Annotated in this window: 9 protein-coding genes; all 9 read left to right on the top strand. The window is 44.2% G+C overall.

Features of this window, described 5'->3' with window-relative positions; genetic code table 11:
• Positions 1-641 precede the first annotated feature (641 nt).
• The 9 genes from NLBNIHML_RS17290 (at position 642) to NLBNIHML_RS17250 (ending at position 13,309) form a co-directional block, all read left to right on the top strand.
• Positions 642-1,646 carry an ABC transporter ATP-binding protein gene (locus NLBNIHML_RS17290; protein WP_339258133.1) on the top strand — a complete coding sequence of 335 codons (1,005 nt, stop codon included), beginning with the start codon at positions 642-644 and terminating at the stop codon, positions 1,644-1,646.
• The gene (locus NLBNIHML_RS17285) at positions 1,646-2,578 is read left to right on the top strand and encodes an ABC transporter ATP-binding protein (protein ID WP_339238889.1); all 933 of its coding nucleotides are present in this window, start codon (positions 1,646-1,648) and stop codon (positions 2,576-2,578) included. Before NLBNIHML_RS17290 ends, NLBNIHML_RS17285 begins: the two co-directional genes overlap by 1 nt.
• 7 nt (positions 2,579-2,585) lie before the next feature.
• A complete protein-coding gene (opp4B, locus tag NLBNIHML_RS17280) occupies positions 2,586-3,548 on the top strand; it encodes an oligopeptide ABC transporter permease (protein ID WP_253442276.1) in 963 nt (320 codons plus the stop codon).
• Positions 3,549-3,577: 29 nt separating this feature from the next.
• Positions 3,578-4,483, top strand: a complete 906-nt coding sequence (locus NLBNIHML_RS17275; RefSeq protein WP_253442274.1) for an ABC transporter permease — start codon at positions 3,578-3,580, stop codon at positions 4,481-4,483.
• Between the two features lie 19 nt (positions 4,484-4,502).
• Positions 4,503-6,332, top strand: coding sequence for an oligopeptide ABC transporter substrate-binding protein (locus NLBNIHML_RS17270; protein WP_339238887.1), 1,830 nt, complete (start codon positions 4,503-4,505; stop codon positions 6,330-6,332).
• 252 nt (positions 6,333-6,584) lie between these two features.
• A complete protein-coding gene (locus NLBNIHML_RS17265; RefSeq protein ID WP_494352422.1) occupies positions 6,585-7,475 on the top strand; it encodes a D-alanyl-D-alanine carboxypeptidase family protein in 891 nt (296 codons plus the stop codon).
• A gap of 119 nt (positions 7,476-7,594) precedes the next feature.
• The gene (locus NLBNIHML_RS17260; RefSeq protein ID WP_494352421.1) at positions 7,595-10,024 is read left to right on the top strand and encodes a S9 family peptidase; all 2,430 of its coding nucleotides are present in this window, start codon (positions 7,595-7,597) and stop codon (positions 10,022-10,024) included.
• Positions 10,025-10,252: 228 nt separating this feature from the next.
• Complete coding sequence (locus tag NLBNIHML_RS17255) at positions 10,253-11,842, top strand: MFS transporter (RefSeq protein ID WP_339258129.1); 1,590 nt, start codon at positions 10,253-10,255, stop codon at positions 11,840-11,842.
• A 432-nt stretch (positions 11,843-12,274) separates the two neighbouring features.
• Entirely contained in the window at positions 12,275-13,309 is a 1,035-nt protein-coding gene (locus tag NLBNIHML_RS17250; RefSeq protein WP_091035261.1) for an LCP family protein, read from the top strand.
• Positions 13,310-13,340 lie beyond the last annotated feature (31 nt).

Genomic DNA, 13,340 nt, shown 5'->3' with positions numbered 1-13,340 from the left:
TGATAAAAGATGACAATTTGGTCTTTACATAAGCAAATAAATAAAACTATACTATAATAACTAGATTTTTTACTTTGATCGCACATATTATTTCAAATATAAGCATGGTAGCTCCAATTGAATAAATTTCAGCTATAGTTCGAGATATAATCAACACTACTAAATGTAACATTTACCTCACGTTAATTTAAGAAACTCTACCCTAATTAAGAGATACACATACAACTGATGTAACTATTATGTTATGTATATGTTAAATTGACCAATTGCCTATGTGCACCTCACATCTAAAAACATGAAAATAACTCCCCAAATCCTTGCTATATGCCTTTATAATATTACTAATATCCAAATCTGTAGTATAAAAAACATTTATACCAAAAATCTCAAAATAAGCATTGACGTTAGCTAAAATTACACGTATGATTACATTAATTATTTGCTGTATAATTCCACTAGGAATTATCAACATTAATTGACCAATGGTCTAAATATAAGTCTCTTAAACTAGTTTCTCCTAATGATTTGGTATTTTGTATAAGCTATTGTTCGTTATCTTCAAGAACTTGGAAATATACAGTGGATGCATTCCTCTACACACGAATACAATCTACGGAAATTATGGGGTTAGGGTGATTGATTTGAATACAGAGCTATTGGAAGTCAGAAATCTAACGACATCATTCAGAATTGAAGATGACTATTATGCAGCAGTGGATCACGTTAACCTTAAGGTGAAAAAAAATGAAGTGTTGGCGATTGTAGGTGAATCCGGGTCAGGTAAAAGTGCTTTTGCATTCTCTCTTATGGGCTTGCATAACAAAGCAAAAATCGAAGGCCAGATTCTCTATAAAGGACAAGATATTGCCAACATCTCTCCAAACAAGTTGAACAAGCTACGCGGTAAAGAAATGGCTATGATTTTTCAGGATCCATTGTCTGCGTTAAACCCTCTAATGATTATTGGTGAACAGATTGAAGAGATCCTTACACTTCATCAGTCTAAGCTGTCTTCCAGAGAGAAGAGAGAGAAGGTTATTCACTTATTGAATCAGGTAGGGATTCCACGTCCCGAACAAATATACAAGCAGTATCCCCACGAATTATCTGGTGGTATGAGACAGAGAATTGTCATCGCCATTGCGATTGCTAACAAACCAGAACTACTCATAGCCGATGAACCAACGACGGCGCTTGACGTTACCATTCAACTACAGATTCTGGAGCTAATCCGAGATCTGAAGAATGAAATTAACGCAGGCATTATTCTGATTACACATGATTTGGGTGTTGTGGCTGAGATGGCTGATCGCGTTGCCGTTATGTACGCAGGCGAAATTGTTGAAATCGCAGATATCTTCACATTGATGAACGATGCGAAGCATCCATATACCCGCTCATTGTTGAATTCTATTCCCACCCTGTCTGAAGAAAGATCCAAATTACATGTTATCCAAGGCATCGTACCATCACTCAAAAATCTTCCTCGCAAAGGGTGCAGATTCAAAGCCAGAATTCCATGGATTAGTGAATCGGCTCATGAAGAGAACCCGCAGATGCATGAAATTGCACCAGGTCACTTTGTACGGTGTACCTGTTACCAGCACTTTCATTTCCCTGACCAAAGCGGAGGAGGAATAACATAATGGCATTACTCGAAGTAGAAGGGCTCAAGATACACTTTCCGATTCGCGGGGGGTTGCTTAAACGGGAAATCGGCAGTGTAAAGGCTGTTGATGATGTGAGCTTCTCCATTGAACAAGGACAGACTTATGGACTGGTTGGCGAATCAGGTTCAGGCAAGACGACAACAGGTAGAGCCATTATTGGGCTGAACCATGTCACTGACGGAAAAATTCTGTTTAACGGTAAAAATCTGGCTACGGAGCGACGTAAAAACAGGCAGCTTCAGCGGGATGTACAAATGATTTTCCAAGACCCATATTCATCACTGAATCCAAAGAAGCGGGTTATCGATATCATCGCTGAGCCGTTTCGTAACTATGAGCGTCTGACAGCGACCGAGGAGAAAAGACAAGTAAGAGAATTACTTGAAAAAGTTGGTCTGAGTCCGGAGTCCATCTACAAGTATCCGCATGAATTCTCAGGGGGGCAGCGGCAACGGATCGGCATTGCACGGGCTATTGCACTGAAGCCGAAGCTGATTATCGCGGATGAACCTGTCTCTGCACTGGATGTATCAGTACAGGCTCAGGTACTTAACTTTATGCAGGAGATTCAAAAAGAATTAAATCTGACGTATCTGTTCATCAGTCACGATCTGGGCATCATCCGCCATATGTGTGATCAGATCGGAATTATGTATAAAGGTAGATATGTGGAACAAGGTACAACGAATGATATTTTTGAGAATCCGCAACACATCTATACCAAACGTCTGATTGCTGCCATTCCGGATATGGACCCAACCAAACGAGAGGAAATGGTAGCCTTCCGTCAACAGGTCAAGTCCGAGTATGAACATTCATACCGAAATTTCTTTGATGAGGAAGGGCTTGCATACTCGCTCCAATCCATTTCCGATACTCACCGAGTAGCTCTACCTCAGAAAGGTTGAAGGCCATATGTGGAAAACGATAGTACGCAGAATTATCATAATGATCCCTCAGATCTTTTTACTAAGTCTTTTGGTCTTTCTGATGGCCAAGGCCATGCCGGGTGATGCGCTAACCGGATTGCTTGATCCAAGCGTTGATCCCAAAGCGTTGGAAGCCCAGCGAGAGAGACTGGGATTGAATAATCCTTGGTACGTGCAATATTGGGACTGGATCAAAAACGCCATCCAAGGTGATTTTGGACAATCCTTCCGTTTCAAAATGCCCGTTACGGACCTGATCGGTCAACGTGTAGCAAACACGTTCTGGCTCGCACTGGCGACACTTGTACTGACTTACCTGATTGCTATTCCACTGGGTATCATCAGTGGTCGTTACAACGATACCTGGTCTGATCGGTTGATCACTGGTTACACCTACTTGGGCTTCGCCGCTCCATTGTTTATCTTCGCACTGGTGATGGTATGGATCTTCGGATTCCATTTCGGCTGGTTCCCGACGGGAGGAAGCGTTGCGCCAGGACTTACACCAGGCACATTCAGCTACGTAATGAGTAAGTTCTATCATCTATTATTGCCGGCATTATCCATGGCACTGATTACAACGGTATCTACCGTTCAATATTTGCGTAGTGAAATCATTGATATCAAGCATAAGGAATTCGTTATTACTGCGAGAGCCAAAGGGGCTTCAGAATCCAGGATCTATAACAGACATATTTTGAGAAACTCGCTACTACCTATCGCCGCATTCTTCGGATATGAGATTACGGGGCTTATCGGTGGTACTGTATTTATCGAAAGCATATTCAGTTATCCAGGTATGGGACAGTTGTTCCTGAATTCCATCTCATTGCGTGACTTCAGCGTTGTGACTGCACTCGTATTGTTATATGGCGTAGCTTCCATTCTCGGGGCATTGCTGTCTGACATAATTCTGGGAATTGTAGATCCACGTATACGGATCAAGTAAGAACTTGAAGATTTCGGGGTGAAAACAAGATGAGCAAGGCCAACGAGGTAGTTGTAACTTCACAAAAAGTTGATAAAAGCCCCTCCAGTTTGAGTATTTTATGGAGGGAGCTTGTCAGAGATAAGGTGGCACTAATCTCGCTCATTTTCTTGGGCTTGGTCATGTTGCTGGTGTATGGCACGTCTCTCATTCTGAATCAGGATGATATCGTACGCGTGGATCTGTTTGCCTTATATGAACCACCTTCTGCACAATATTGGCTTGGAACAGACTATGGGGGTCGTGATGTATTTGGCCAACTGGTCATTGGTACACGTAACTCGCTGACTATTGGAATTATTGTAACGTTAATGACTGGCTTCATAGGTATCTTAATTGGCCTTTTATCCGGTTACTTCGGTGGAATGATAGACAACCTGTTTATGCGTGTTGTTGACTTCTTCATGATCCTTCCGATGTTGATGATTGTTATCGCGTTTGTTACGGCAGTACCGAAATACAATATCATCTCGTTCTCTCTAATCATGACGGCGTTTCTCTGGATGGGTATCGCCAGATTGATTCGTTCTAAAGCATTACAGGAACGGGAGCTGGACTATGTAAAAGCTTCAAAAACATTGGGCTCTTCTCATCTGAAGATTATGCTCTCACAGGTTCTTCCGAATCTGAGCTCCATTATCATCGTAACGATGACATTGAATCTCGCTGCCAACATTGGCCTCGAATCAGGGCTGTCTTTCCTCGGGTTTGGTTTTCCCGAAAGTACGCCTAGTCTTGGAACACTCGTAAGTTATGCACGTAATCCGCAAACCCTGGAATCCAGATGGTGGATATGGCTACCCGCATCAGTACTGATCCTGGTATTGATGTTGAGTATAAATAATGTCGGTCAAGCCCTAAAGCGTGCGACTGATGCAAGACAAAGAAGAGGTTAAAAAAAGGGAGGAAAGGTTCATGAAAAAGGGATTATTTTCACGGGGACTATTTTTCACGATGATGTTGGTCTTTGTATTGGTGCTCGCAGCGTGCTCTGAAAAAGAAGCAGCTACTCCAGCTCCTGCTACCAACAACACAGAAGAGGGAAAAACGGAGGAAAAACCTGCTAATGAAGAGGGCGTTTACTCCATTGAAGACTTCAACAATGTCAAAACGAATGAAGGTACTGCGATCGAAGGTGGATCAATTACATTCGGACTTGTATCGGATACTGCTTTTGAAGGTACACTGAATTTCAACTTTTATTCCGGTAACCCTGATGCACAGGTTCTTCAATGGTTCGATGAAGGTTTGCTGACTTGGGATAAAGACTATGTGTACACCAATGATGGTGCTGCAACATATGAGACTTCCGAAGATGGTAAAACGTTCACACTGACTATTCGCGACAATGTAAACTGGCATGATGGTAAGCCGGTAACGGCTGAAGATCTGCAGTTTGCTTATGAAGTTATCGGTAACAAAGCGTATGATGGTCCACGTTACGACTCCAACTTCACTAGTGTAGTGGGTATGGATGAGTATCATGCTGGAAAAGCAAAAACAATCTCTGGTATTAAGGTGCTGAGCGACAAACAAATCAGCATTACGTATAAAGAATCTACTCCGTCCCTGCTGACAGGTGGCGTGTGGACGTACCCACTCGCTAAACATATCTTCGGAGATATGGATGTAGCAAAAATGTCTTCTTCCAAAGAAGTACGTGAAAAACCAATTGGTTTTGGTCCATTTAAAGTGGATGTTATCACTCCAGGTGAGTCTGTAACTTTTGTTAAAAACGATGACTACTGGCGTGGAGCTCCAAAACTGGATAGTGTAACTCTGAAAGTTATCAACCCGACAACGGTTGTTCAAGAACTGAAATCTGGCGGGGTAGACCTCGTGGATGCCTTCCCGACAGATCAATATAAAGACAATGCTAACCTGTCCAACGTAGAATTCCTGGGCGCAATCGATCGTGCTTATACGTACATCGGTTTCAAACTGGGAACGTGGGATGAAGAGAATGGAAAAGTTAAAAGCAATGCTGAAGCAAAAATGGGCGACAAAAACTTGCGTAAAGCAATGTGGATGGCTGTAGATAACGATCAAGTTGGTAAACGTTTCTATAATGGCCTGCGTTGGAATGCAACAACCCTGATTCCACCGTCTCACCCAGAATTCCATGATGCCAGCAATCCAGGTGTAACGTATGATCCAGAAGCAGCGAAAGCTTTGCTTGATGAAGCTGGTTACAAACTGGATGGTGAATTCCGTACCAATCCGGATGGAACACCACTCGAAATCAACTTTGTATCTATGACTGGTGGGGACACAGCTGAACCATTGGCACGTTATTATGTTCAATCATGGGCAGCTATTGGTTTGAAAGTAAACCTGGAAATGGTTGAATTCAACAGCTTCTATGACCGTGTAGGTAACACAGGTAAAGATGATCCGAACATTGATGTGTATCAAGCCGCATGGGGTGTTGGTATTGACGTAGATCCATCTGGCCTGTACGGCCGTGATGCACTCTACAACTTCTCCAGATTCTCCAGCGAAGAGAATGACAAATTGCTGGCACAAGGTATCTCTGCTGAAGCATTCGATGTAGACAAGCGTAAAGAGATCTACAATCAATGGCAGCAATACATGGTAGATGAAGTTCCTGTATTCCCTACACTGTATCGCGCAGTTGTAGCACCAGTTAACAAACGTGTAATGAACTACGCGATTGGCGATGGAACAGGTGTTTACCTGAGCGACTTGCAAGTGAATGCAGAAAAAGCAGTTGTAGCTGAGTAATCCTTTCTTCCAGTAGTAACTGTAAGGATTGGGGTCCTTTAAGAAGTCGGTTGCTAGATTATGATGAAGAATTCTCCTGGGAAATTGAACTAAAGTGTCTTTACAAACATGGATTCTGTACACTCTGGCATGGGTGTATGGGGTTCATGTTTTTTTTGTAACCAAAAAATAAAAAAAATTTAACTTTTTTTCAAAAAAGTGCAGACAAAATGCCTCTTCACTTCGTCTATATAGGTAAGAGGTGATCATCTTATGAAAAAATGGTGGAAACGGGCAGGTATGCTGCTGGCTCTACTGCTCATTATATATTTGGGTGTAAAACCGGACATGCTGGTAGGCAAACCGGGAATTAAAGCTGAATCCGCGGTATTAATGGATATGAACTCCGAACAGATCCTAATGGATTTTAACGGCTCCGAAGAGATTGCTCCTGCAGGCGTTAGTAAGTTGATGACAGAACTGCTTGTGATGGAAGCCGTGATTAAAGGAGATATAAGATGGGACGATCTAGTTAATGTGAGTCTGTATGCCAGTTCCGTGGGTGGCAGTCAACTGACCCTGAAGCAGGGAGAGCAATTCACCGTTCAGGAATTATTCGAGATCGTGGCTGTCTATTCAGCCAATGATGCAACTGTCGCTCTGGCAGAACATATCAGTGGTTCAGAGCAGAAGTTTGTGCAGCAGATGAATCAGAAAGCTTCTAAGATCGGGTTGTCTGAAAATACACAATTCACGAATTCAACGGGCCTCAGTGAAAAGCTGCTTGGTCCTAACCGTCCGATGGAAATACAAGGGCAAACCTTAATGACGGCTATAGATGCATGCAAACTTGCGCGATATCTGCTGAATAACCATCCCGAGATTTTAAGAATCTCCAGTAAAATGCAAGTCTCCATGCATCAAAAAGGGATGTACATGAGCAACACGAATTGGATGTTGTCCTCCATTGGTGGGCCTTATGCTTATGATGGGAATGACGGATTGAAAACCGGATATGATGAAGAATCGGGATATCACTTTGTGGGGACAGCTGAACGTGATGGCAAAAGACTGATTTCAGTTGTTTTTGGGACCGATACCCGTGAAGGGCGTTTTGTGGAAACACGGAAGTTGTTCAACTATGGATTTTCGGGCTCAAAATAAAGAGTGGACATGGGCTTGCTCAGAGAGACATCTCGCTGTTAACTTATGGTTAATCATGGTAAAATGACTTACGTATAATTCCATATTATTATGTAATTAACTTTAAAGGGGGAGATTGTTTGAACGCAATTAGTAAAAAGGTATACGCTCTCACGCTTACCATGGCTATGTCCATCGCACTGATTCAACCGGCTGTCCAGGCGGCCGAAGCCGTTAAACCTACAGCCTCTGTCTCGGAGGCAATTGCTTCCAAGGCAACACAAACACTGCAACAACTCGGATACATAGATGGTACGACAGATGGCATGGCCCAATTAACGACTCCAATCACTCGCGCGGAGGCAGCAATCATTTTGCAACGGGTACTTCAACTGGATGCGCCTGCATCACTCAAGGGTTTTGCAGATGTTTTGCCAGAGAATGAAGCTGCGCCTGCCATCTACGCATTAAAACAAGGCGGATTTATTCAAGGGAAGGCCAAAGGATATGCCCCGGATGCTCCACTTACACGCGCCCAGATGGCATCGTTGTTCACACGTGCATTTGAACTGAAGGATAACGGAATCCAAGTCGTGTACAGTGATGCCGATCAGATCCCAGCTGTGCATGCGGATGACGCTGCGCGCGTGAAACAGCATTTTATTATCGAAGGTAGCGCATTTAACGCCAAACAGTCAGTCACCCATGGGGAATTCGCTGATGCACTATATCTGGCGCTTGGACTCGATGTGAAATCGGATGGTCTTACTCCTCTGGAAGACTTCTTCAAACAGCCTGCTCAGGCAGGGTTCCAGATGTCCCCGGACGGTAAGCATCTTGCTTACCTGGAGCCGTGGAACAACCGCATGAATATCGTAGTTACTGCAAATGGCCAGGATAAGCCTGCACGGATTACGAGCGAAACAGAACGTAATATTGCAGGATTTGCTTGGGCAACCAATGAAAAGCTGCTCTATGTACAAGATAAGGCAGGCGATGAGAATTACCATATATATGTCACGGATATCGATGGTAAAAACAGCAAGGATCTGACGCCATATCCTAACACAAGAGCCATCCTGGTAGATCCGCTTGAGAATATTCCGGATGAAATCTTGGTAGGCATGAACAAGCGTGATCCGCGCATTTTCGATGTGTATCGGATTAACATCAAGACAGGGGAGGCTGTACTTGCTGCAGAGAACCCGGGTAATATTACGGGCTGGCTGACGGATCACGAAGGTAAAATTCGTGTTGCCGTGTCCAGTGATGGCAATGTGTCTTCGTTACTGTATCGTGAATCGGAGGACAAAGAATTTGAGCCGCTTCTGACAACGAAGCTTGGAGAGACTTTTGCGCCAGTCATGTTCACGTATGATAACAAAAATATCTATGCGATATCCAACTTGGAGCGAGACAAAACGGCGATTGTCGAGTACAGCCCAAGCAGCAAAAAGGTAACCAAAACCATCTATGAAAATAAAGATGTGGATGTAAGCAACTTCGTACCTTCCAAAGAAAAGGGTACTATTCTTGCTGCTATATATGAGACAGATAAAGTGAACTATGAATTCTTTGATCAAGAGTTCAAAACATTAATGCAGGATATCAAAGCGAAAGTGCCAGGCAAGGAAGTTAGTATCGGTAGCATAAGTAAGGAAGGCCAAGTATTGTTCGTAGCGTATAGTGACAAAGCAATGGGAACGTATTATTTCTATGATTCCAAAACAGGCAAACTCGATAAACTGGCTGATGCTGCACCTTGGATTGATGAGAGTCAAATGGCAGATATGAAGCCTATTACGTATAAGTCACGTGATGGTCTGACCCTTCATGGTTATCTAACATTGCCTCAAGGAGCTGAGACTTCTAACCTGCCTTTGGTGGTTGTTCCACATGGTGGTCCTTGGGCGCGTGATTCATGGGGCTTCAATCCTGAGACTCAATTCCTTGCAAGCCGTGGTTATGCTGTTCTTCAGGTCAATTTCCGTGGTTCCACGGGATACGGCAAAGAATTTCTGGATGCAGGTAATAAAGAGTGGGGCAAAGCGATGCAGAACGACCTCACAGACGGTGTGAATTGGCTGGTTGAAGAGGGGACGGTTGATCCAAAACGAGTAGCCATATATGGAGGCTCTTACGGTGGATATGCCGCTCTGGCAGGACTGGCTTTCACACCGGATGTCTATGCTGCTGGCATCAGCTATGTGGGACCTTCCAACATCTTCACCCTTCTTGACTCACTTCCACCTTATTGGGAGTCTGAGCGTAGTATGTTCTATGAACGTGTAGGAGATCCCGTGAAAGACAAGGAGCTGTTAACAGCGATTTCACCTCTCTTCCACATCGATCAGATGAAGGCTCCATTATTCGTGGTTCAGGGCGCTAATGATCCACGTGTCAAACAAGCCGAGTCAGACCAGATTGTTGAAGCATTACGCAAGCGTGGAGTTGACGTACCCTATATGTTAAAGACCAATGAAGGTCATGGCTTCGCAAATGTGGAGAATCAGCTTGATCTGTACCGTGCGATTGAGAAATTCCTGAATCGTCACCTGATGCAGCCATAATACGTTAAACATGAGGGCTGTCCCGCAGGTTTTATCAAACCTGTGGGCAGCTTTTTTTATCGGAGCAGAGGTAAAATGAACCATGTAACCTTATTATTAAATTGACATATGGATTTCTTTTGTTTTAAAATGACCAGCGAGTCATTAATATTCAATTCGGTTTAATATATATGTACCAGACCCACTGTACGATACTTAAATCAAGATCTGATCGGGAGGTAACATGTGATGCAAAAACAAATGAAATGGCCGCTGGTCCTATTTGCCATAGGGGTATTTATGGCTGCACTGGATAACGGAATCATCACCTCTTCATTGACCACCTTAAATGCATCATTTGGTGTGTCACCAACGTGGGGAGCATGGACGATTACACTCTACACGCTTGGGCTTGCGGTGAGTGTTCCGATTGCAGGCAAACTGTCTGACCGTTATGGTCGCAAGAAACTGTTTTTGATAGAAGTGGCGCTGTTTGGGATCGGGTCCCTGCTGGTTGCGCTAAGCACATCATTTACGTTCTTCCTGATCGCTCGTGTCATTCAAGCTCTGGGCGGTGGGGGGATATTTATCATTGCCAGCTCCTACGTGCTAAGTAAGTTCCCGGCGGAGCGTCAAGGTACAGCCTTGGGTCTGCTAGGGGGTATGAATGGTGTTGCGGCCATTTTGGGGCCGAATATCGGTGCTTTTATACTGGACATTACGGGCAACTGGCATTGGTTATTCCTGATCAACGTACCTATTGCCATCCTGCTATTCATTGCAGGTATCCGATTTATTCATGAAGAGCAGGAGCTTAATCGTGCAGCAGTGGACTGGAGCGGTATTGCTGTCCTGACGCTGGGTGTACTCAGTCTAATGTATAGCTTCAGCAATCTGGATGGTGTGAACATGATTCAAAGCCTGGGGTCACCAATGTTCTTCGGCTTTTTCTTGGCAGGTGTAATCATTCTGGTGCTCTTTTACTTCATGGAAAAAAGACTGGAAGGATCTGAACGTGAACCTGTTGTATCAACACAGCTTCTGGGCATTGCATCCTTTCGTTGGACGCTGTTGATTGCCTTTTTCTCGGGAGCCATTCTGGCCTCGGTGATCTTTATTCCCGGTTTCGTTGAACAGTATCTTGGCGTATCCAATACGGCTTCCGGGTATTGGTTTACTCCACTCGCGCTGGCATCCGGTATTGGGGCGGGCGGAGGTGGCTACCTTGTTGACCGCAAAGGGCCAATCTGGACGTTATCGGTTGCGGGGTTATTATCTGCCATTGGGTTCCTGCTGTTCCCGCTGTGGGTGGAGCATATCTGGCAATTTGTCATCGCGAGTACTCTCGTAGGGATCGGCTTCGGCATGATGCTTGGTGCGCCAGTTAACGTACTTGTCACCGAACAGGCGGGGGAGAATAACAAAGGTATCGCGGTAGCGACCAGCTCGTTATTCCGGCAGATGGCAATGGCTATTGCACCTACCATTTTCGCCGGATTCCTGGCACGTTCTTTCACTAATCTGGGGTCCAACATTCAGGCAGGATTCGCTGATAAAGGAATTCAGGTGCCACCTGAAATGCTGCAACAATATGCGTCAGGCGGGGCATCAGGTAGTGATGTCTCCAGTCTGACCCAGGGCCTGTCCCAGATCCCTGATGAAGGTATCCGTGATGTGTTGCTTCAGGCACTGCATCAAACGACAGGGGAGGGTTACAGTGGACTTTTCTGGTCCGCGGTTATATTCAGTGTGCTTACGCTGGTGGCTGCGCTTATAACGGGACGTCTGCGTCATAAAGAGAAGAATCCTCATGTGGAAAGTGTATCGACGAACGGATAAAACCATGTGTGAAAATGAAGAGAACAGTGTACCTTTTGAAACGAAAAAGGAGTCACTGTTCTTTTCAATTTAACCGGATTGTAACTTTTCCTCCTCCCGCAATGATTACAATAGAACGAGCGTAAGCGGTGTCTTGATTCCAGAGAGAGAAAACTTTGAAGAACACCGAGTCACAAGGTATCTCAGACGTTTAATTGGTATTATATAAGTTCAACGAATCGTTACACTGCATCACTGCGAGTTCAGAGTAACCTTCCGATCGCTGTTATCCCCAGATTTTTTGATTTCCTTTCCAAAGGTTAAAATCCGGTAATAAAGGCGAGCGCTACGCTTCTTGAGGTTTTCTCTGACCTCTCCGTTATTTGTGTAAATATTAGCTGAAACTTATATAGCCAGGCAGTATCATTTTCATAGTGAAGAAGGAATCAATGGATGAAAAGCAGAACTAAAGATAAGAAGAAGAAAAGAAGAAAAGGCCTATATATAACGCTCGTTTCACTTGTTGTTTTGTTAATCGGAGGTTACTTGTTCCGTCAACAGCTGGCTGTGGCGGCATTTGATCTGTTTCTCGCCGGCTCGGTAGAAGATCAACTATCCCGCTCTTATGTACCACAAGAAGGCAACAATACGCCTGATCCAACAGTATACCGTAAGGAACCTTTCTCCGTGTTACTGCTGGGTTCGGATAAACGTGCCTATGAGAAGACGCGCGGACGTTCAGACACCGTTATCTATGCTGTAGTACGCCCCAAGGAATCTCGTGTGCTTCTGGTATCCATTCCACGTGATACGTATGTGCAGATTGTTGGACGGGATGCAAACAAAGACGGCGTAGATGATTATGATAAGCTGGCGCATGCCTATGCTTTTGGTGGGGAGAATATGTCCATCAATACGGTGGAGAAATTCCTTGATGCTGATGTAGGTTACTATGCAACGATCAACTTTGACGGGATCAAAAAAGTAGTTGATGCGCTTGGTGGTGTAAAACTGCCAATTGATGAGGACATTGTGAACAAGAACCCGGATCATGTGCAATTCACGATTGAAGGCGGTAAGCCGATCTATGACGGGCAGGAAGCATTGTATTATGTAAGATACCGTGAGGATAGTGATTTTAATCGTACCAAACGGCAGCAGATTTTCCTGAACGCGATGGCGAATGAGATGCTCAATTTGAATCAAATCGCCAAAATTCCCGAATTGATTCAGATTATGGGAGACAGCTTCCAGACGGATATGCGAGCTTCGTTTATTATTGATCTGGCTAAACAGGTGCTTACTCAGGAGAAACCTCAGATTTCGAGCTTCACCATTCTTGGTGAGGGGATGAAAAAGGATGGTATCTATTATGGCCAGGCTGACGAGAAAGATGTCCAATATGCCAAAGAGCTGATTAACAACTGGATGGATCAATCGACTCCAGCCGGCGAAGTAATGATCCCTGACCGGCAAAAGATTGAATAACCAATTCCATACCGATGATGTGTTGTAGACC

Source organism: Paenibacillus sp. JNU01 (assembly GCF_059130585.1).
Note: the sequence above shows the minus strand (reverse complement) of the source record. Positions and strands in the feature narration are given on the sequence as shown.

Bases quoted from the DNA above. Each gene is read 5' to 3' on its own strand.
- NLBNIHML_RS17255 (WP_339258129.1), top strand. From the start codon at position 10,253: ATGCAAAAACAAATGAAATGGCCGCTGGTCCTATTTGCCATAGGGGTA.
- NLBNIHML_RS17275 (WP_253442274.1), top strand. From the start codon at position 3,578: ATGAGCAAGGCCAACGAGGTAGTTGTAACTTCACAAAAAGTTGATAAA.
- NLBNIHML_RS17265 (WP_494352422.1), top strand. From the start codon at position 6,585: ATGAAAAAATGGTGGAAACGGGCAGGTATGCTGCTGGCTCTACTGCTC.
- opp4B (WP_253442276.1), top strand. From the start codon at position 2,586: ATGTGGAAAACGATAGTACGCAGAATTATCATAATGATCCCTCAGATC.
- NLBNIHML_RS17250 (WP_091035261.1), top strand. From the start codon at position 12,275: ATGAAAAGCAGAACTAAAGATAAGAAGAAGAAAAGAAGAAAAGGCCTA.
- NLBNIHML_RS17285 (WP_339238889.1), top strand. From the start codon at position 1,646: ATGGCATTACTCGAAGTAGAAGGGCTCAAGATACACTTTCCGATTCGC.
- NLBNIHML_RS17270 (WP_339238887.1), top strand. From the start codon at position 4,503: ATGAAAAAGGGATTATTTTCACGGGGACTATTTTTCACGATGATGTTG.